This is a genomic window from Ruegeria meonggei, assembly GCF_042768335.1.
GTDB classification, from domain to species: Bacteria; Pseudomonadota; Alphaproteobacteria; order Rhodobacterales; family Rhodobacteraceae; genus Ruegeria; species Ruegeria meonggei.
On sequence record NZ_JAXHBT010000001.1, the window covers coordinates 900,931 to 920,249 of the forward strand.

Consider the following 19,319-nt stretch of genomic DNA (forward strand, 5'->3'; position numbering starts at 1 on the left):
TTGGAACCACTTGCAAAAGTGATTCCTTCGGCGCGAACAAGCCCAGAATCCAGCCTTACATGCAAAGGATTGATTGTCAGATCATGTGATTCTAGCCTACACGCGCATCTGGTGCATTCCAGGATGCGCATATTTTATTTTCACAACGGAGACAGAGAGTTGAAACGCATTATTACACTAGGATTGGCCTTTGGCCTTTTGGCCTCGACCGCGGCGACCGCTGATACATTCTTGCGTTATGGCGAAGTCGAAGGTTGGAAAGTCTTTGTTGATCAGGACAAGAAATCCTGTCTGATCGAAGCGGTGGATGACGTTGAAAATGTTGTTCAGATGGGTCTGACCGAAGATCGCGGCGTCGGCTATGTTGGTGTCTTCACCAAAGCAAAAACCGATATCAAGCGCGGCGACACAGAGGCCGTAGCGATTCTGCTGGGCGACAATATCTATATCGGTGAAGCCACCGGCATGAAGGGCAATATCACCAAAGGGTATTCGGGTGGGTACGTCCTGTCTGATGATCCTCAGTTTGCTGAAGATATCGCCAAGCAAAAGGTCATGGTTGTTTTCCCCGAGAAGGAATTTGCCTTCACCGTTGACCTGACCGGCACCTACAAGGCCATGGAAATGGCGCGCAAGTGCAACGATGAACAGCTGAGCTGAGTTTCACGCCGAAAGCGCGGTCATCAGCCGCGCTTTCTCACCCATGTCGTCGGGCTTTGAAATAACGGCCGCCAGATCCTCAAGTGAAGCAATGGAATGGCTGGCGCGGAAACTGTCCACATGTGGCAGCATCGCCGCCACCCCCTGCGCCTTGGGCGCAAACCCGTCCCAACGCAACAATGGATTGAGCCAGATAAGTCTGCGCGCCGACAGGTGCAGACGCTCCATTTCTTTCGCCAGTGCGGCGGGCTCTCCGCGATCCAGACCGTCCGAGATCAACAGAACCACTGCGCCCTGCCCCAAAACACGCCGCGACCAATCGCGGTTAAAGGCGGACAGGCATTCGCCAATACGCGTGCCACCCTCCCAATCCTGTGCCTCGGCCCCCGCAGCGGCCAGCGCCGCATCCACGTCGCGCTGCTGCAAGTGCCGGGTGATATTGGTCAGCCGGGTGCCAAAAGTAAAAGCGTGGACCTTGGCCCAACCCGCCCCCTTGGCGTTTGAAACAGCGTGCAAAAAGTGCAGGACAAGCCGGCTGTACTGGCTCATGGAGCCTGAGATGTCACAGAGCACAACTAGATTTGGCCAGCGCAGCTTGGGTTTGAGCCGCGCGATATCGCGCAGTTCACCACCCTGACGCATTGCGGACCGCAGGGTTCGGGCCCGGTCAATGCGTTGGCCCAGATGGCTGGCCTGGCCGCGCCGCAACTCGAGGGGTTTGACCGGCAAGGTCAGCTGCGCCAGCACGCGCTTGGCCTGTGCAATCTCGGCTGTGCTCATCTGCTCGAAGTCCAGATTGCGCAGCCTTTCCTCGGTCGACGCAGTCTGAGAGGCGTCAATCTCCAGCTCGGTCCCTTCGTCCTGTTCGGTCGTCTCGGGAAGGTCAGGTTCGACCCCATCCAACAGTGCCTCGGCGGCGCGTTTTTCACCCGCATCGGCCATGCGTTCCTCTTGCACGCCGCGAATGGCGGGCAGCATCATGGACATCATATGCTCAAGATATCGCGGGTCACGCCAGTACAGACGAAAGACCTGCGCAAAGACGGTGCGATGTTCGGGGCGGTTTACGAAACAGGCGTGGAGCGTCCAGTAAAAATCCTGCTTCTCGGTGAATCCAGCGGCCTGAACGGCCCGGATTGCATCGACAACGCGCCCTGTTCCAATCGGCAACCCCGCCTTGCGCAAGGCCCGCGCGAAATGCGTGATGTTCTGCGCCAGCTTTGGATCGTCAGGGATGTCGAGAGGCAGTTGTTCCACAATCAAACCGGCTCAAGCGAAGACTTGGCCTCATCCAGAATCCGTTTCGCTTCGGACCCTTGCAGTTTCTGAATGTCATCCTGGTATTTCAATATCGCGCCCAGCGTGTCCCCGATCACCTCGGGGCTGAGGTTGATGACGTCCAGCGCCAGCAGGCATTTGGCCCAGTCGATGGTTTCGGCCACGCCCGGCTTCTTGAACAAATCCTCGGTTCGCAGGTGTTGGACAAAGGCCACCACCTCGCGGCTGAGTGCCTCGGCGGCCTCAGGTGCGCGGGCCTGCAGGATTTCAATCTCGCGGTCGAAATCGGGGTAATCGACCCAATGGTACAAGCAGCGGCGTTTCAGCGCATCATGCACCTCGCGCGTGCGGTTCGAGGTCACGATCACGATGGGGGCTTCGGGTGCCTTGACTGTGCCCAGTTCGGGGATGGTGACCTGAAAGTCGCTCAGCGCCTCAAGAAGGAACGCCTCAAACGGTTCGTCCGTACGGTCAAGCTCATCAATCAGCAGGACGGGTGCGCCATTTTCGTCCGGGCGCATGGCCTGCAACAAAGGGCGTTCGACAAGGTAATCGTCCGAGAACAGCTCGGCCTGCAAAGCACCCCGATCTGCCCCGCCCGAGGCCTCGGCAGTTCGGATCGCCACCATCTGGGCCGGGAAATTCCATTCATAGACGGCCGAGGACGCATCCAGCCCTTCATAACATTGCAACCGAATCAATCGCCGGTTCAATCCGGCGGCAAGGGCCTTGGCGATCTCGGTCTTGCCCACACCCGCCTCACCTTCCAGAAACAGGGGCCGGCCTAGTTTCAAGGACAGGAACACGACGGTGGCCAACGCCCGGCCGCAGACATAGCCCTGCGTACCCAACATGGACTGAACGGCGTCAATGGAATCTGGCTTTGTCATGGGTAATTCTCTCCTTCGCCACAACAGGTCATGACAGCCCACGCGCGTCAAGGCCATGGTCTTTGGCAGACCTACGACGTTCCGGTCTGTTGACTAGGTCTTTTACGACGGCGGCCCGTATGCTAGCCGATGCTCCATGACCAACAGCATCACGATCCGCCGCCCCGACGACTGGCATCTGCATTTGCGCGATGGCGCTATGTTGCAGGCCGTCCTGCCCGAAACCGCACGCCATTTTGCCCGGGCTATCATCATGCCGAACCTTGTGCCGCCTGTCGTACGCGGGGATCAGGCCGCCGCTTATCGCGATCGCATCATGGCCGCCCTGCCCGACGGCATGCGCTTTGAGCCTCTGATGACCTTGTACCTGACCGAAGATACCGATCCCGAAGACGTGGCCGCCGCCCATGCCAGCGGATTGATAAAGGCGGTCAAACTGTATCCGGCGGGGGCGACAACAAACTCGGCCTCAGGCGTTCGGGATTTCGACAAAGTGCGCCCGGTGCTTGAGAAGATGGCCGAGATTGGCCTGCCCATGTGCGTGCATGGCGAGGTTACCGAGGCTGAGATCGACATCTTCGACCGTGAGGCCGTGTTCATCGACCGTGTTCTAGACCCTATCCGCAGGTCGACACCGGGCCTGCGCGTCGTGATGGAGCATATCACCACGGCCAACGGCGTGGATTATGTCAAAGCGAACGACGAGGACCTTGGCGCGACCATTACCGCGCATCACTTGATCATCAACCGCAATCACATTCTGGTTGGCGGGATCAAACCGCACTATTACTGTCTTCCTGTGGCCAAGCGCGAAGAGCACCGGTTGGCGCTGCTGGCCGCTGCAACCTCGGGCGATGCGCGGTATTTCCTGGGAACCGACAGCGCGCCGCACACGGATGCGAACAAGGAAATGGCTTGCGGCTGCGCCGGGTGTTTCACCGCGACAAACACCATGTCCCTGGTGACCGAGATGTTCGACCGCGAAGATGCGCTGGACAAGCTGGAGGGGTTTGTATCCCGCAATGGTCCCGGCTTTTACGGACTGCCGGTGAACGAGGATACGATCACCCTGACCAAAGGCGATCCAGTTGCTTACCCCGACAAGATTGAGTCGGATGAAGGGCCGGTCACGGTCTTTGATCCGGGCTTTCCACTGCACTGGCGGGTGGCTTAACCCGCCAGTAGTGCAGCCAGATCCCGAGTGTGACCACCGGTCCGCAGCATGGACCAGACAGCGTCAGCCTCTTCGCTTCCGATCAGCTTGGAAGCTTTACCCCGGACACGGTCTTCGCGATCTGACAGGGTCATGGGGGCCAGCAAGTCGTGGGTCGCCTCGGGTCTGGCACCGTCCCGACGCAGCAAGGTCAGATGCGCCTGCGTCTCGGACAATGTGTCATCAGCTTGAACCGTAACCCGATCCCGCAGTGAGATCAGACGCGGATCAGCACAGGTTTTGTCCGTATAGTTGACTGGCAACGCCGTATCATGCCCCAAAGCCTGCATGGCAACGACCGTGCGATAGGAAAACTTGGCCCCCAACCCGGTCGTCGGAGACATCTGATTACACACGGTCATCCAGCGCGGATGGGTCTTGATCCGGATCTCGGCTACTTCAGGTTCAGCGATGTCCAGATCCCGCGCCGCCTCAAGCGCGGCGTGCAGCCCGTGACAACAAGCATGAAACTTGTGGCTGACGCTGTCGATCAGCCACTCTTCGCCCAATCCGGCCAGCGCGGTTTCCGCGTCCCCCTCACCTTCATGCGTCGCGCCAAACCCATATTGCCCCTCAAGCGCGTTCATGTTGGGTTCAAACCCTTTGGCGACCAGCAAAGCTGCCTCGACCCCGGCAGAGGCCGCAAGTCCCGCGTTATAGGGCTTGCCCATGGTTCCGAATTGCGCCTTCAGCCCTGCGGCGCGGGTCGCTGTCAGCCCCAACGTCTTGCGCATGGCCGCGGCGTCAAACCTGAGAATTCGCCCCGCGGCAACCGCCGCACCGAAGGCACCCGCCGTGGCGGTCTGGTGAAAGCCCGCCTGATAATGGTCGCGCCCAAGCCAGAGTCCGACGCGGATAGACACCTCTATTCCGACCAGCGCGGCTTCAAGCAGATCAACCAGAATGCGGTCGTCCCACTCGCTCAGCGCTAGTGCAGCAGGCAGGATGGCGACCGAAGGGTGTCCAATATGGGCAAAATGAGTGTCATCGTAATCCAGCGCATGGGACACGGTTCCATTCACCAACGCAGCTGCCCGTAAAGGCGCGGCACCGCCTCCGAACAAATGGGCCTGTTCTGCCCCTGCCTCGTCCAACACAAGGTTTCTGACCGTTTTGGACACCGGTTCGTCCACGCCGGCGCGCCCGACGGCGACCCAATCCAGAACAGACAACGAGGTGACGACCCGCGTCTGCAAGGTTGTCGTAACAGGCCCCGCTGCGAACCCGGCCAGAGAAGTGGTAAAATCAGTCATTCGCGCAGTCTAACGCGCGCCGATTGCGGGTAAAGGCTTAGCTGTACAAATCCGCCGCGCGGGTCTCAAAAGCCTGAACGATTCGATGCATCGCCTCGTTGAACACAACACCGATGATGCCTTGGAGAATGGCATTCTTGAACTCGAAATCCACGTGGAATGAGACATCGCAACCGCCACCCGCAGCGTCCTCGAACTGCCAGTTGGATTTCATGTACTTGAACGGGCCATCCAGATATTCGGTGTCGATCTTCTTTGGGTCAGCATGCAGCGTTACCCGGCTGCCGAACCGTTCGCGGAAGACCTTGAACGAGATAACGAGGTCAGCCTCCATCACCTGCGCTTCGCCCGCAGCATAGGTCCTGCGGATACGAGCCGCCGAGCACCAGGGCAGAAATTCGGGATATTTGTCCACATCCGCAATCAGATCATACATCTGATGTGCGGTGTAAGGCAGGTGGCGAGTTTCCGAATGGGTGGGCATGGCGTCCGGGATTTACAGGTGACAATGGCGCGTCATGTCGTATGTTGCGCGCCAAAGATCAAGGGGGCAGCGATGAGTGACCGCGCATATGTGATAGATGAGATGATCTCGGCCAAGGCGATCGCCGCCCGGATCGAGGAATTGTGCCGCGAAATCACCGACGAATACGGCGATACAGACAAGCTAGTCGTTGTTGGCCTGCTGCGCGGCAGTTTCGTCTTCATCGCCGATCTGGTTCGCGAGCTGGACCTGCCGATCGAGGTGGATTTCCTTGAGGCGTCTTCCTATGGCGATTCAATGGAAAGCAGCCGAGAGGTGCGCATTCTCAAAGACTTGCGCGGCGCCATTGAAGGCCGTGACGTGCTGGTTGTCGAAGACATCGTGGATACCGGACACACGCTGAACCACGTCACCAAGCTGCTTGCCAGTCGCAAGCCAGGCCGTTTGAAATCCATCGCCCTCTTGGACAAACCCAGCCGCCGAGAGGTAGATTTCCGCTCGGACTGGATCGGCTTTGAAATCCCTGACGAATTTGTCGTGGGCTATGGCATCGATTACGCGCAACGCAATCGCAACCTGCCCTTTATCGGCAAGGTGCGCTTTACCGAATAGTCACCCTGCCTGCCGGAAACTGGTGATCAGAAGGTCAAAGCCGGTATCCAGCATCACCGCGCGCTCAGCCTCGGGCGCCACCATGGCAGCCTCGATCAACGGACGCGACATGACCATCGCCAGATACAACCGCCGGACCAGTTCTTCGCGGTCCCAACCTGGAAACAGATCACCGGTCAGATCGGCCACCCGTTCCGCATGGTCTTGCGAGGCCTGCATGCTGCGTCGCAACAGGCTGCGTTCAGACGAGATGCACAGGAGAATTCCAAGCGAGCTGTGATCGTCCAGATGTGCCTGTGCATAGGTTTTGAAGATCGCGCGAAACAGGTCTTCAAACCCTTCTGCGTCTTCAGGGCTGTGCTGAAGCACGTCAAAAATCAACGCGCCGATCCAGTCGTTATACTGATCGGCAATTTCCTGAACGATGGCCTCTTTAGACGGGAAATACTGATAGATCCCGCCAACACTGACCCCGGACCGGGCCGAGATATCCTGAATGCGCAGCCCGACGCTGCCCATTTCGACCATCATGGATTTGGTCGCATCAAGAATCGCTTCGAACTTTTCCTTACCGCGCTTTTGGCGCGGCCTGCGGGTCAGTTGCTGAGCCGGGGTTCCCCCTGATTCTACCATCATCCGTGCATCACTTCCGTTTTTGCTTATCGCGCCTATGCCGTTCACCGCGCCTGCTGTCCAGTTTACCGCAACGTCACCAACAAGAATATTATTCTTTTTAGTGACGGAATGCGACTTGAACTTTTATGCGAATATTATTCTTGTTTAGAGCATGCCCAGGTCAGGAGACACAAAATGAAAAACGCCGTACTCAGAACAATCGCGCGCACCGCATGCCGCTTGCCGACTCCCGTTCATCGCCTGTTGAGCGGGCCAGATGTCGAAATCGACGGTCAGACACTCGACCCGCTCGTCAGCATGATGGTGAAACACTTCGCGGATGATCCGAACAAAATCCAAAGTATCGAAAAAATTCGCGCCAGCTTTGATGAACAGGGCGACTGGTTTTCTCATGCGCCCAGCCCGTTTGTAACAATGACGCCGCTTGTTATTGATGGCCCTGCAGGCCCAATTAATTGCGAAATCCACCGCCCCAAAGGCTTGCCAAGCCCTGCCCCGGTTTTGATGTTTTTTCACGCCGGAGGTCACGTCAGCGGTTCATTGGAATCCCATCGGGGCGTTTGCCGTCAGCTGGCCCTCGACGTAAACTGCGCGGTTGTGGCTGTGGACTATCGCCTTGCGCCTGAACATAAATTCCCCGTCGGCGTCAATGATTGCCTTGCTGCGTTTGACAGCATCGTTGAAAAATCCGCTGAACTTGGGTTTGACCCCGACCGTATCTCTGTTGGTGGGGACAGCGCAGGCGGCAATGTCTCAGCCGTAGTGGCGCAACAGCGCAAGAACGCCGAGCATCCGCCGAAATACCAGGTCCTGATCGTGCCGTGGTTGGACATGAGCAAACAGACCCGGTCCTATGAGCTGTTTGCCGAAGGCTTCCTGCTCGAGAAAGTAGAGATGAAGTGGTACACCAACCACTACCTTCGTTCTGACGAAGACGCGCTGGACCCGATGGCCTCACCTTTGTTGGGTGATGTCGAGGGCGTCTGCCCCGCCGCACTGGTGATCGCCGGGTTTGACCCGCTGCGCGACGAAGGCGTCGCCTATGCCGAAAAGCTCAAAGCCGCTGGCATCGAAGCTGACGTGCGGGTGATCGAGGACCTTGTGCACCCGTTCATGAACTTCCCCGGTCGCGTTCCCGCCGCCGGCGCCGGGTTCCAGCAAGTGGTTGATATTTTGCGCGAAAACTTGCTGTAACAGACCTGAAAGACTGGCTGCGCGTGTTTCGGCGCGCAGCCGGATTTGTCTAAGCGTTTAGCAGCCCGTTGATGACGGCCGTGAATATGCCAACCCCGACGGGAATGGCCTCATCAGGGAAATCGTAGTCCGGGTTATGCAGCTGCGGCTGATCCACCCCGGAGCCCAACCAGAACATTGCCGCTTTGGCCTGTTTGCCGAATTGGCCAAAATCTTCGGACCAGCGCTGAGGGTCATTCCGCATCTGCATCGGATACCCGGCCGCCCGGCCTGCTTCTTGCAGGATTGACACGGCTGCGTTTTGGTTGGTGCAGGCTTCGAATATGTCGTCGTATTCGACTTCGACCTGCAGTCCTTCTTTTGCCCCGACTTGAACCACCAAGTCATTGGTATCTGCCAGCAGCTGCGTCATGCGGGCGTCGGTCACGGTGCGCAGGGTGGCCCAGACCTCACCCTGTCCCGGCGCGATGCCAAAACTGGCCTCACCCAGACGCGCATGGGTCAGGGTAACCTGCGCAAAATCGGGCCCCAGATCCGTATTGCTGGACAAGGCCTCCAACCCCGGCAACAGGCGCGAGATCGCCCCGGCGGGCGACACCCCATCCTGCGGCGCGGCGGCATGAGAGGTCTTGCCTTCCAGCCGGATGCGAACCCCTCGTGAGGCGCAATTAGCCGGTCCGGAACACAGCGCCACCTGCCCCACCGGCAGCCCCGGCAGGTTGTGCAGGGAAAACGCATAATCCGGAGATATCCTTGCAAATGCGGGGTCGGAGATCACTGCCGCCGCGCCCTTTCCGGTTTCCTCGGCTGGTTGAAACAGCAGCACAACCCGGCCCCGCGCCGGGCGTTTTGCAGCAAGACCCTCGGCCAGCGCGGCCACCATTGTCATATGACCATCATGGCCGCAAAGGTGACCCCGGCCCTGATGAAGGGACCGGTAGTGCTTGTCGGAGTGTTCGGGAATTGGAAGCCCGTCCAACTCACACCGGATCAACACTTTGGGTCCCTCGGCCTGGCCGTCGAAAACAGCGGCGACACCGTGACCGCCGAGGTCAATCAGGACCTGATCGGGACTGTGCTGTCGCAGGTAATTAGCCACCGCAGCGGCGGTTTTCACTTCGTTGCCCGAAACTTCGGGGATCTGATGCAAGGCGTGACGCAGTCGGACAAGACCGGCCAAACGCTCAGTCGTCATGCAAGGCCCAGCTTTTTGTTGCGCGCCTCGCGCAGTCGGGCAAAATCATCCCCCGCATGATAGGAAGAGCGGGTCAGTGGTGTGGCCGAGACCATCAAGAACCCTTTGCCAAATGCCGCCTTTTCATAGGCGGCAAACTCTTCGGGTGTGACAAACCAATCGACGCGGTGATGTTTCGGAGTTGGTTGCAGATACTGACCAATGGTCAGAAAATCGATATCCGCCGCGCGCATATCATCCATCACCTGCCGAACCGCTTGCTCATCCTCACCGAGACCGACCATGATGCCGGACTTGGTAAAAATCGAGGGGTCCAAGTCCTTGACCCTCTGCAACAGCCGGAGTGAATGGAAATACCGCGCGCCGGGACGAACCTCGGGGTAAAGGCCGGGTACGGTTTCGAGATTATGGTTGAAAACGTCTGGCCTGGATTCGACCACCACCTCCAGAACCGACGGCTCGCATTTCAGGAAATCAGGCGTCAGAATTTCGATCGTCGTATTGGGTGACCGGTGGCGCACGGCACGGATGGTTTGGGCGAAATGCTCGGCGCCACCATCGTTCAGGTCATCGCGGTCGACCGAAGTGATCACAACGTGATTCAACCCCAGTTTTTCTACAGCATGCGCCACCCGACCGGGTTCAAACGCATCAAGCGTATCGGGCTTGCCGGTGGCGATGTTGCAGAAGGTGCACCCGCGCGTACAGATTTCACCCATGATCATCATAGTGGCGTGGCCCTGGCTCCAACATTCGCCGACATTAGGGCATCCGGCCTCTTCGCAGACGGTGACCAGATTGTTGTCGCGCATGATCTTACGAGTGTCGGCATAGCCTTTGCCACCGGGTGCCTTGACCCGAATCCAGCTCGGCTTTTTCGGCTGCGCATTGTCCTGACGGTGCGCTTTTTCAGGGTGACGTTGTTCGGGGATCTTCAGATCACGCACGGCTGGCTTTCCTGACATTGGATCAATTTGCTTTTGCCTAACATAAACTGCCATCGCAGACTACGCCACCCGTGCATAGCTGCCATGACAACTGATCATGCTGATGCAGAATACACCCTTCGAACCTTTCCTAAACCTTTTTAAAATCAACGCCCTTTGCGCACATAGTTGAAATTGCAGTTGCAGAAATTATGCCGTTGAAGCCAATTTAGAACTGTTTTAATCCACTCTCTGTTCACGAATGAATCACAGGAGCTTGAGCATGAAAACCGGCGCCAAACTGCCCGACGTCATCTTTCACACCCGCGTCCGCGATGAGGCCATCGAAGGCCCCAACCCGTTCCGTTGGGAAGACAAGACGACAGCCGATTATTTCTCAGGCAAACGGGTGATCCTGTTCTCGCTTCCCGGCGCGTTCACACCGACCTGCTCGACCTACCAATTGCCCGGTTTTGAGAATGGGTTTGCCGATTTTCAGGCGCAGGGCATCGACGACATCTACTGCATGTCCGTCAATGACAGCTTTGTCATGAACAAATGGGCGTTGGATCAGGGCCTGAAGAACGTCAAAGTCATCCCAGATGGTTCGGGTGAATTCACTCGCAAGATGGGCATGCTTGTCGACAAGGACAATCTGGGTTTTGGCATGCGATCCTGGCGCTATGCCGCCATCATCACGGACGGAGTTGTCGAGGCGTGGTTCGAAGAACCCGGCCTGATGGATAACTGTCCCGAGGACCCTTATGGCGTCTCGTCCCCGGAAAACATGAAAAAGCACCTGGACAAAGCCAAGGAACCGGCGCTGGTTTAAGCACCAACATCACTGCTCAAGGCCCGCGATTTGCGGGCCTTTTTCATCACGTGCGGGTTGCCGACACGATGTCATTACCGACCCTACGAATGACCTCTGCCAAACCATCGAACCAATCCTCGCCCCCGGTCGACAAACGCCGTACCAGCCCGACCGTTCGGGCAGGTTGCGGCGACGTGAACCGCAACAGCTTTAACCCAGGCACTGCATGCGCTTCGGATTGGGCGGCAAGTTCGGGCATCAGGGTCAGGCCGAATCCTTCGGCAACCAACCGAGACAAGGTCGCCAGCGAAGACGCCCCCATGTTGATCAACCCGCTGCTGCGATCCTGACCGCAGACCTCAAGCGCCTGATCCGTCAGGCAGTGGCCATCATCCAGCAACATAAGTTGCGCAGTTTGCAGATCTACTGGACGCAGAGCATCCGGATCGGAGTCCATACCGTCCAAACGTGCATGACTGCCAGCCAAAAGAAAGCGGTCTTCGAACAACGGCAGCTCGAACAGCTCGTTGCTGCCCGAGGGCAGTGCGACAACGCCCGCGTCAATCTCACCCGCGCGCAACATGGCCAGCAGACGATCTGTTCTGGCCTCACGGATCTGAACCCGCAGCGACACGTCCGAACTGCGTAGCCCCGCCAACACACCGGGCAGCAAATACGGCGCAATCGTAGGAATGATGCCAATAGACAACGACCTGTGCCCGCCCGAGTGATCCTTGGCAAACTGATCCAGCCGGTCGGCAGCCCCAAGCACCTGGCGTGCATAATCCAACACATCGCGCCCTAGCGGTGTCAGCAGGATGTCCCGCGCCTGCCGTTCAAACAGTGAGCCACCCAACGTCTCTTCCAGAGCCTTGATCTGCACTGACAGGGCTGGTTGCGAAACGTTGCAAACCTGTGCAGCCCGGCCAAAATTGCGTTGTTCGGCGACGGCGTTGAAATATTGCAGTTGTCTGAGGGTGAAATTCATAACCTCTGATTATCACTAACCCGCCAAACCGCAACCGGAACATATTGTGATGCCGCTACCCAATCATGCGGTTGCGCTCGGCCTGCATATCGTAGTGCCGCTTGAGCCGCTGCAGCGCGATCCGAAGCACGATCTTGCCCGAGCGCGCAGACCATCCCATACGCTTTTCCGCAAGCTCCAGCCCCTCAAGGTAACAGCAACACCGCAGAGCGACATCGCTGAGGCCAGGCCCGAGATCCGACAAAGCATGCTCTACCCGGCCACGCGCGTCCGAAGATCCACGCCCGCCATGCGCCTCGCTTCCGAAACTGCCACGCCCGCCGGCGGTCAGGAAGTGATCCCAATTCTGCGCCACTTGCGGTCCGATCTGCGCCAGTTCAAAATCTTCGCGCAAACGTTCGCCGGCCCGTACAAGCGCTTCGTCCAGAAAAGGTTTTCCGTCCCTGTCCCGCCTGCGCGCCAATGCGATCAGAGGGCTTTCCGCCACACTATAGCGCATCCGTTTGGGGCGGTTCGTGTTTGCCTCGCCACCCTGCCCCTGTGCCATTTGAGCGTGGAACGGAGACTGAGCCTCAGCCATGCCAAATTCACTGCGCGCCCGGGCTTTATTCTCGGCCTCTGCCACCAACCGGCTGAGCGCGGTGCGCCCTGAGGTGGATATCCGATACCGCGAAATGCGCCCGGGATTGTCACAGGCAATCCAGTCCTTTAACGCCAAGGCCTGCGCAATCTCACAGGCTACCACCGCGGTTCTGGTCGCCCCACCATCCCCGGAATCGCGAACTACAACAGCTTTGTCCATCTCTTCGGCGACAGCCAGGACCGAACCCGTTTCACAAAGCCGCCGCAAAATGCGCAGAGCTTCGCGGTTAAATCTTTCGTCTCTGGCCGCGGCCGCCTCTTCTGGTGTCACCGCAGATAGTCCGGTCGTCATCACATCTGGCTTGGCCTCGGGTTCGGCAAAATGGGTCTGGGCCAGCGATTGCAGTGCGGCATCCACCAAGGGATCGTCCCGGCGCATCTCGATACGCCTGATTTGTCTGAGAATGGTTGAAGCATGGCACCCAGCGGACCGCGCTATATCGCGGATCGACTGTCCGGTTTCCGTGTGGGCCAAGTATCGCTGCGCCCCCTCAGGTACCCAAGCCGGAATGGTGAAAGCCATGTTATTTTCCATATTTACTTGCCCTCGTCGACAAAACAATCTGCTATCTATCGCCCCCGATGATTTGTTAACCAATTCTAACTAGAGTTGCTTTCGTTACTCGTTCGTTAATCAACAGAGACAACGACCAGATTTGATTCAAAAAAATAAACAGTCATGAAGTCATAGTCCGGCGAGAGCCCGATCAAGGCAACGCCCGCTAAGGTTGTGTGACAACTGTGGAACCTTCACTTTGAAAAAGGATCCATCGAATGCACGACCTGATGACCATGATCACTTCACTGCGCCGTCCCCGTTTGTTGGCAAGGGCCGCAAAAATCGGGGCTCAGGACTACGATCGGGATCGGCATCTGCAGCGCATACTGGGCTATGGATCGCTGCCCGGTACAGGGGCAGCGTTGGTTCGGTTGCTGGAAATGGAGCGAGAGGTTAACGCGCAAAGGCAGGAAGAGGATGCCGCCTATTCACTGGTCCGCCATCTGGACTTGTTGATCGCGCTATTGGGCGAGGCGCAGCTGTTTCAGGCCAGCCGCGCCTCGCAGTATCAGTGATCAGGCAAAGGCATCCGGCATGGATGCTTTCTTTTCCGCCACGTAGTCATTCAACGCGGCGTTGATGTCCGGGTCGAGTTGCGGCTGCTGGTAGTTGGCCAGCAGATGCTCGACCCGCCCGGTGGCAATCTGGCGTGTGTCGCGTGCGCCTTCATCTTCCCAGGTCTCATACGGTTTGTAGTCCAGCACTTCGCTTTTCCAGAACGCCTCTTTGAAGTTGGCCTGCGTATGCGCACAGCCAAGGTAGTGACCCCCGGGGCCCACTTCGCGGATGGCGTCCATGGCCTGCGCATTCTCGTCATACGCAACACCTTTGGCCAATCCGTGCAACACGCCCAGCTGGTCCGCATCCATGACGAACTTTTCGAAATCGGCAACCAGACCACCTTCGAGCCAGCCACAGGAATGCAGCATAAAGTTCACACCGGCCATCAGCCCCATATTCAGCGAGTTTGCTGTTTCATACGCCGCTTGCGCGTCTGGCAGCTTTGAGCCGCAGAACGAACCTGCTGATCGGTACGGAAGCCCGAGACGTCGGGCCAGCTGACCCGCCCCATAGGTGACAAGCGATGCCTCGGGTGTTCCGAATGTCGGCGCGCCGGAATTCATATCGATCGACGACACAAACGCGCCAAAGATCGCCGGGGCTCCGGGTCGGATTATTTGGCTATACGCAACGCCCGCCATAACCTCGGCCAGCACCTGTGTCAGCGTCCCTGCAACCGAGACCGGCGCCATCGCGCCACCCACGATAAAGGGTGAGATGATGCAGGCCTGGTTGTTTTTGGCATAAACCTCAAGCGCGCCCATCATCACGTCGTCGAAGGTCATCGGCGAGTTGATGTTGGTCAACGAGGTCATCACCGTGTTTTCCTGAACGAACTCTTTGCCGAACAGAATCTCACACATTTCAACGGAATCCTGCGCCCGGCTGGGATCAGTGACCGATCCCATGAACGGCTTGTCCGACAGCGTCATGTGCGCCATCAACATGTCCAGGTGACGTTTGTTTACCGGAACATCTGTTGGTTCGCAGACTGTCCCACCCGAGTGGTGCAGCCATTTGGACATATAGGCCAGCTTCACGAACTTGTTGAAATCTTCCATGGTCGCGTAACGACGCCCGCCATGCGCATCCCGCACAAACGGAGGTCCATACACCGGAGCCAGAACCATATTGCGGCCACCTACGACCACCGATTTCTCGGGATTGCGGGCGTGCTGGGTGAATTGGCTGGGCGCGGTCTTGATCAGCTGCCGCGCCAGACCGCGAGGGATGCGAACGCGCTCGCCCTCAACATCGGCCCCCACATCCTTCCAGCGCTGCAAAGCCGCCGGGTTGTCGACAAAATTGACGCCAACTTCGGCCAGAACGGTTTCCGCATTGGTTTCGATGATTTCCAACGCTTCTTCGTTGAGTATCTCGAAGTTCGGAATATTCCGTTCGATAAATTTTGCGGTTTCGATGCGAACTGCGGTACGTTCGGCCCGGCGGGCGGCTCCACCGCCACCTCTCGCCCTGCGCCGGGTGTTTGCCTCTGGCATGAGAAAATCCCGTGATAATTGTTAGATTTCCTGGTTTTTTTACATGAAACTGACACCGTACCAGACGTGGATTACGGCGCTCTAGAGGTAAAAGCGACATGAACCCGTACTGGCTGCTCTGGCTGCTACAATTTGCAGCCCCCGCTGAGGGGACGAAGCCTATTTAATTTTGGCAATAAACTTCTGTCGGCCTTTTTCACCCATGCGGTTCAGCATCGGATAAAGCACCCGCATCAGGCCCGGGAACCCGGTCAGCAGTCTTGCGGTCACCACATCTGAGCGCGGTACGAAATATTCCAGTTTTTTACCCTTTTGCGCCCGCTTCAGGACTGCGACAACATCATCCGTCGTCGAGGGAGTGGATAAGAAGTTAAGCGCACTGCCGCCGTTTGCTGCCTCATACCGCAACATCGGGGTGTCGATCGCATTGGGGTAGATCGAGGAAACAGAGACGCCATGCGCGCGCAATTCCTCGGCAAGGGACAGGTAATACCCACGAATGCCGAACTTGCTGGCGGCATAGGCGGCGCTACCAGGCAGGGCAACGAAACTGGCTGCGGATTGCGTTCCGATAATATGACCGTCGCCGTTCTTTTTCATATGCTGCGCCAACGCCTGACTGAGATGCGCGGCAGCCCGCAGATTGATGTCGAGGTGTTGGCAGATCGCTGAGCGCTCAAGATCAACGGCATGTCCGGGCTGAATGATACCGGCATTGACCAATCCAACCGCAATCCGCTCTGATGAGTTTGCAATCTCGGTACAGAGCGCCTCCAACGCTTTCGAATCGGAGAGGTCCGATTTACTGATTATCGCCGTGGGATAGAGCTCGGACAGCTCGGCCAAAACACGTTCGTCGCGACCACACAGCCAAAGCTTATAGCCGCCGTCGTGAAAATGAGCCGCCGCAGCCATGCCAATGCCGCCGGTTGCACCGGTGATGAATGCGATCTCACACGTTGCCATAAGTCTTTCCCCTTGTTGCCGGTATGCCGCCCCAGGAACCGGAACTGGGCCTTATCAGTCCGTTTCGCTCTGGCGAGGTATTTCCGCAGTACCTTATTTTGCGCGACTTGCACGACCTGATCCATTCCGACCTTACGTTCAACAGGCCAGGCAATGTATTGAGGATCAACCTCAGACTGAAACGCGCAGCTCACCGCAACCAACAAAGGGCGACCTAAGCTGCTGCCCTGCCTGAAATCCCTTGCGTTCGCTACATCTGCAACCTAGTAGCAAACCCATGACCCAGACATCCCATGACCGCCTTCTGATCATCGACTTCGGCAGCCAGGTAACGCAACTTATTGCCCGACGCCTGCGCGAACTGAACGTCTATTGCGAAATTCATCCCTACCAGAACGTCACGATGGACTTCGTGCGGGAAATGGCCCCGAAAGCGGTGATTTTCTCGGGCGGTCCGGACAGTGTGACACGCGACGGGTCTCCGCGCGTGCCGCAAGAGATATTTGACTACGGCGTTCCGATCCTGGGCATCTGCTATGGCCAGCAGGTGATGATGCATCAGCTTGGTGGCAAGGTCGAATGTGGCCACGGCACGGCCGAGTTTGGTCGGGCCTTCGTGACCCCCAAAGGTCAGCTGGATGTTCTGAACGGCTGGTTCGACGATGGCGACGAACAAGTCTGGATGAGCCACGGCGACCACGTCAGTGAAATCGCGCCCGGGTTTAAGGTTTATGGCACCTCGCCCAACGCGCCTTATGCGATAACCGCGGACACGAACCGTCATTTCTATGCCGTTCAGTTCCACCCCGAGGTCCACCACACTCCTCGTGGTGCCAAGCTTTATGAAAACTTCGTCAAGCTGGCCGGATTTGCCGGGGACTGGACGATGGGGGCCTACCGGGACGAGATGATCCGCAAGATCCGCGAGCAGGTTGGCGACAAGAACGTCATTTGCGGCCTGTCCGGCGGCGTCGACAGCTCGGTCGCGGCGATCCTGATCCACGAAGCGATTGGCGATCAGCTGACCTGTGTCTTTGTGGATCACGGTTTGCTACGCAAGAACGAGGCGACAGAAGTCGTTGGCATGTTCCGCGACAACTACAACATCCAACTGATCCACGCCGATGAAAGCGACCTGTTTCTGGGCGAGCTCGACGGTCAGAGTGATCCAGAAACCAAGCGTAAGATAATCGGCAAGCTTTTCATCGACGTGTTCCAGAAACACGCCGATACGATCGAAGGGGCCGAATTCCTGGCACAGGGCACGCTGTATCCGGATGTCATTGAATCGGTGTCGTTCTCAGGTGGTCCGTCGGTTACGATCAAATCGCACCACAATGTCGGCGGCCTGCCCGAGAAGATGGGTTTGAAGCTGGTCGAACCCCTGCGGGAATTGTTCAAGGATGAGGTGCGCGCGCTGGGTCGCGAACTGGGCCTACCGCCCAGCTTTATCGGCCGCCACCCCTTCCCCGGCCCCGGCCTTGCGATCCGCTGCCCCGGCGAAATCACCCGCGAAAAGCTTGGGATTTTGCGCGAAGCAGATGCGGTTTACATTGATCAGATTCGCAAACATGGCCTGTACGATGACATCTGGCAGGCCTTTGTGGCCATCCTGCCTGTGCGTACTGTGGGCGTAATGGGCGACGGACGCACCTATGATTATGCCTGTGCGCTGCGGGCCGTGACGTCTGTGGATGGCATGACCGCCGACTATTACCCCTTCAGCCACGAGTTCCTTGGCGAAACCGCCACGCGGATCATCAACGAGGTCAAAGGCATCAATAGATGCACCTATGACATCACCTCAAAACCACCGGGAACAATCGAGTGGGAATGACCTAAAAGCCGGGCTAAGCCCGGCTTTTTTTGTTTAAGTCCCGGCGAAAACCAATAACTTTCAATTTGTTACTTCGCGATTCTTGCAGGCGGCACCATGGACAGCAGCAAACCTCAGATCGGCAAGGCCGCGCTTTGGATGACCGGAGCGATTGCCTCGTTCTCGTCCATGGCCGTGGCTGGCCGCGAGCTGAGCGTGACCCACGACACGTTCGAGATCATGTTCTATCGCAGCCTGGTTGGTATTTGCGTTGTTGCGCTGGTGCTGACGCTGTCGCGGAAATGGCATCAGGTCTCAACGTACCGGCTGGGACTACATGGCATCCGGAACCTTTTGCATTTTGCCGGTCAGAACCTTTGGTTCTATGCCGTGTCCGTGATCCCTCTGGCGCAGGTTTTCGCGCTGGAGTTTACACAGCCCATCTGGGTAATCCTGCTATCACCGCTGTTGCTAGGCGAACGGCTTACACCCGTACGTGTTATGTCCGCCCTGATTGGATTTGCCGGCATCCTGATCATTGCCCGCCCCGGAGCTGTGCCCATCAGTACCGGCCTGTTGACCGCAGCCCTTTCAGCGGTGTTCTTTGCGCTGACAACCATTTCCACCAAGAAACTGACCAGATTTGCCAGCATCGGGTGCATTATGTTCTGGCTGACGGTTATGCAGGCGGTGCTTGGTTTGATAGCTTCTGGTCTCGACGGACAGATCACACTGCCCACGATCAACACGGCTCCGTTTCTGTTGCTGGTCGGCCTGGCGGGCTTACTGGCACATTTCTGTATCACCAACGCTTTGGCAATTGCCCCGGCCACCGTGGTCGTTCCGTTCGACTTTGCCCGCCTGCCGACCATCGCGATTGTCGGCATGATTCTCTATCACGAGCCACTGGACCAATGGACCCTATTGGGGGCGGTCGTGATCTTCTCGGGTATCTTTTTGAATGTTAGCGCCGAGAAACGTAACAGTTTAGCAACACTTCCAAAGGACACTCGGCAACGGTAACGCACCGTCACCAGTTGACGGTACAATCAAGCTTTAGAAAGTATCGAGCACCACTACGCCGGGCTGGCGCATACCCACTCCATGCAACACCACACCAGCCTGCGAAAGCA

19 protein-coding genes are annotated in these 19,319 nt (G+C 57.7%); 8 read left to right on the forward strand and 11 right to left on the reverse strand.

What is annotated here, in order from left to right:
• Positions 1-159: 159 nt before the first annotated feature.
• Positions 160-660 carry a hypothetical protein gene (locus SJY13_RS04540; protein ID WP_085823939.1) on the forward strand — a complete coding sequence of 167 codons (501 nt, stop codon included), beginning with the start codon at positions 160-162 and terminating at the stop codon, positions 658-660.
• 3 nt (positions 661-663) lie between these two features.
• Here SJY13_RS04540 and SJY13_RS04545 read toward each other — a convergent pair whose 3' ends face one another.
• Both SJY13_RS04545 and SJY13_RS04550 read right to left on the reverse strand, forming a co-directional pair.
• Positions 664-1,920 (reverse strand): vWA domain-containing protein, encoded by a 1,257-nt coding sequence (locus SJY13_RS04545; RefSeq protein WP_377193561.1) that lies wholly within the window; start codon positions 1,918-1,920, stop codon positions 664-666.
• Positions 1,920-2,828: an AAA family ATPase gene (locus SJY13_RS04550; RefSeq protein ID WP_377188195.1), complete on the reverse strand. Its 909-nt coding sequence runs from the start codon at positions 2,826-2,828 to the stop codon at positions 1,920-1,922. The genes SJY13_RS04545 and SJY13_RS04550 overlap by 1 nt, the downstream gene beginning before the upstream one ends.
• 136 nt (positions 2,829-2,964) lie before the next feature.
• On the opposite strand from SJY13_RS04550, the gene pyrC reads away from it, so the two are divergent.
• On the forward strand, positions 2,965-4,002 hold the full coding sequence (gene pyrC / locus SJY13_RS04555) for a dihydroorotase (RefSeq protein ID WP_377188198.1): 1,038 nt from the start codon (positions 2,965-2,967) through the stop codon (positions 4,000-4,002).
• Here pyrC and SJY13_RS04560 read toward each other — a convergent pair.
• A complete protein-coding gene (locus tag SJY13_RS04560; protein ID WP_377188201.1) occupies positions 3,999-5,294 on the reverse strand; it encodes an MmgE/PrpD family protein in 1,296 nt (431 codons plus the stop codon). The genes pyrC and SJY13_RS04560 overlap by 4 nt on opposite strands.
• Positions 5,295-5,331: 37 nt before the next feature.
• Complete coding sequence (locus SJY13_RS04565; RefSeq protein WP_377188204.1) at positions 5,332-5,778, reverse strand: type II toxin-antitoxin system RatA family toxin; 447 nt, start codon at positions 5,776-5,778, stop codon at positions 5,332-5,334.
• 72 nt (positions 5,779-5,850) lie between these two features.
• Here SJY13_RS04565 and hpt point away from each other — a divergent pair, with 72 nt between their 5' ends.
• Positions 5,851-6,390 carry a hypoxanthine phosphoribosyltransferase gene (gene hpt, locus SJY13_RS04570; RefSeq protein ID WP_085823945.1) on the forward strand — a complete coding sequence of 180 codons (540 nt, stop codon included), beginning with the start codon at positions 5,851-5,853 and terminating at the stop codon, positions 6,388-6,390.
• Here the strand turns inward: hpt and SJY13_RS04575 are convergent, their stop codons facing one another.
• Complete coding sequence (locus SJY13_RS04575) at positions 6,391-7,026, reverse strand: TetR/AcrR family transcriptional regulator (protein WP_377188207.1); 636 nt, start codon at positions 7,024-7,026, stop codon at positions 6,391-6,393.
• A 174-nt stretch (positions 7,027-7,200) separates the two neighbouring features.
• Between SJY13_RS04575 and SJY13_RS04580 the strand changes: the two genes are divergently transcribed.
• Positions 7,201-8,220 carry an alpha/beta hydrolase gene (locus SJY13_RS04580; protein ID WP_377188210.1) on the forward strand — a complete coding sequence of 340 codons (1,020 nt, stop codon included), beginning with the start codon at positions 7,201-7,203 and terminating at the stop codon, positions 8,218-8,220.
• A gap of 49 nt (positions 8,221-8,269) precedes the next feature.
• Here SJY13_RS04580 and SJY13_RS04585 read toward each other — a convergent pair whose 3' ends face one another.
• Positions 8,270-9,415 (reverse strand): amidohydrolase, encoded by a 1,146-nt coding sequence (locus tag SJY13_RS04585; RefSeq protein ID WP_377188213.1) that lies wholly within the window; start codon positions 9,413-9,415, stop codon positions 8,270-8,272.
• Positions 9,412-10,362, reverse strand: a complete 951-nt coding sequence (gene lipA / locus SJY13_RS04590) for a lipoyl synthase (RefSeq protein WP_377188216.1) — start codon at positions 10,360-10,362, stop codon at positions 9,412-9,414. The genes SJY13_RS04585 and lipA overlap by 4 nt, the downstream gene beginning before the upstream one ends.
• 262 nt (positions 10,363-10,624) lie before the next feature.
• On the opposite strand from lipA, the gene SJY13_RS04595 reads away from it, so the two are divergent.
• Entirely contained in the window at positions 10,625-11,173 is a 549-nt protein-coding gene (locus tag SJY13_RS04595) for a peroxiredoxin (protein ID WP_377188219.1), read from the forward strand.
• A gap of 46 nt (positions 11,174-11,219) precedes the next feature.
• On the opposite strand, the gene SJY13_RS04600 is transcribed toward SJY13_RS04595, so the two are convergent.
• Both SJY13_RS04600 and SJY13_RS04605 read right to left on the reverse strand, forming a co-directional pair.
• Positions 11,220-12,143: a hydrogen peroxide-inducible genes activator gene (locus SJY13_RS04600; RefSeq protein WP_085823952.1), complete on the reverse strand. Its 924-nt coding sequence runs from the start codon at positions 12,141-12,143 to the stop codon at positions 11,220-11,222.
• Between the two features lie 55 nt (positions 12,144-12,198).
• Positions 12,199-13,320 carry a DUF6456 domain-containing protein gene (locus SJY13_RS04605; RefSeq protein WP_377188223.1) on the reverse strand — a complete coding sequence of 374 codons (1,122 nt, stop codon included), beginning with the start codon at positions 13,318-13,320 and terminating at the stop codon, positions 12,199-12,201.
• A gap of 239 nt (positions 13,321-13,559) precedes the next feature.
• Between SJY13_RS04605 and SJY13_RS04610 the strand changes: the two genes are divergently transcribed.
• A complete protein-coding gene (locus tag SJY13_RS04610) occupies positions 13,560-13,859 on the forward strand; it encodes a DUF6477 family protein (RefSeq protein WP_377188226.1) in 300 nt (99 codons plus the stop codon).
• Here SJY13_RS04610 and SJY13_RS04615 read toward each other — a convergent pair whose 3' ends face one another.
• Complete coding sequence (locus SJY13_RS04615) at positions 13,860-15,404, reverse strand: trimethylamine methyltransferase family protein (RefSeq protein WP_377188229.1); 1,545 nt, start codon at positions 15,402-15,404, stop codon at positions 13,860-13,862. It abuts the gene before it with no gap.
• Between the two features lie 159 nt (positions 15,405-15,563).
• Complete coding sequence (locus SJY13_RS04620) at positions 15,564-16,370, reverse strand: SDR family NAD(P)-dependent oxidoreductase (protein WP_377188232.1); 807 nt, start codon at positions 16,368-16,370, stop codon at positions 15,564-15,566.
• Between the two features lie 277 nt (positions 16,371-16,647).
• On the opposite strand from SJY13_RS04620, the gene guaA reads away from it, so the two are divergent.
• Together guaA and SJY13_RS04630 are read left to right on the forward strand one after the other, a co-directional pair.
• Positions 16,648-18,207 (forward strand): glutamine-hydrolyzing GMP synthase, encoded by a 1,560-nt coding sequence (guaA, locus tag SJY13_RS04625; protein WP_377188235.1) that lies wholly within the window; start codon positions 16,648-16,650, stop codon positions 18,205-18,207.
• 96 nt (positions 18,208-18,303) lie between these two features.
• Positions 18,304-19,209: a DMT family transporter gene (locus SJY13_RS04630; RefSeq protein ID WP_377188238.1), complete on the forward strand. Its 906-nt coding sequence runs from the start codon at positions 18,304-18,306 to the stop codon at positions 19,207-19,209.
• Positions 19,210-19,319 lie beyond the last annotated feature (110 nt).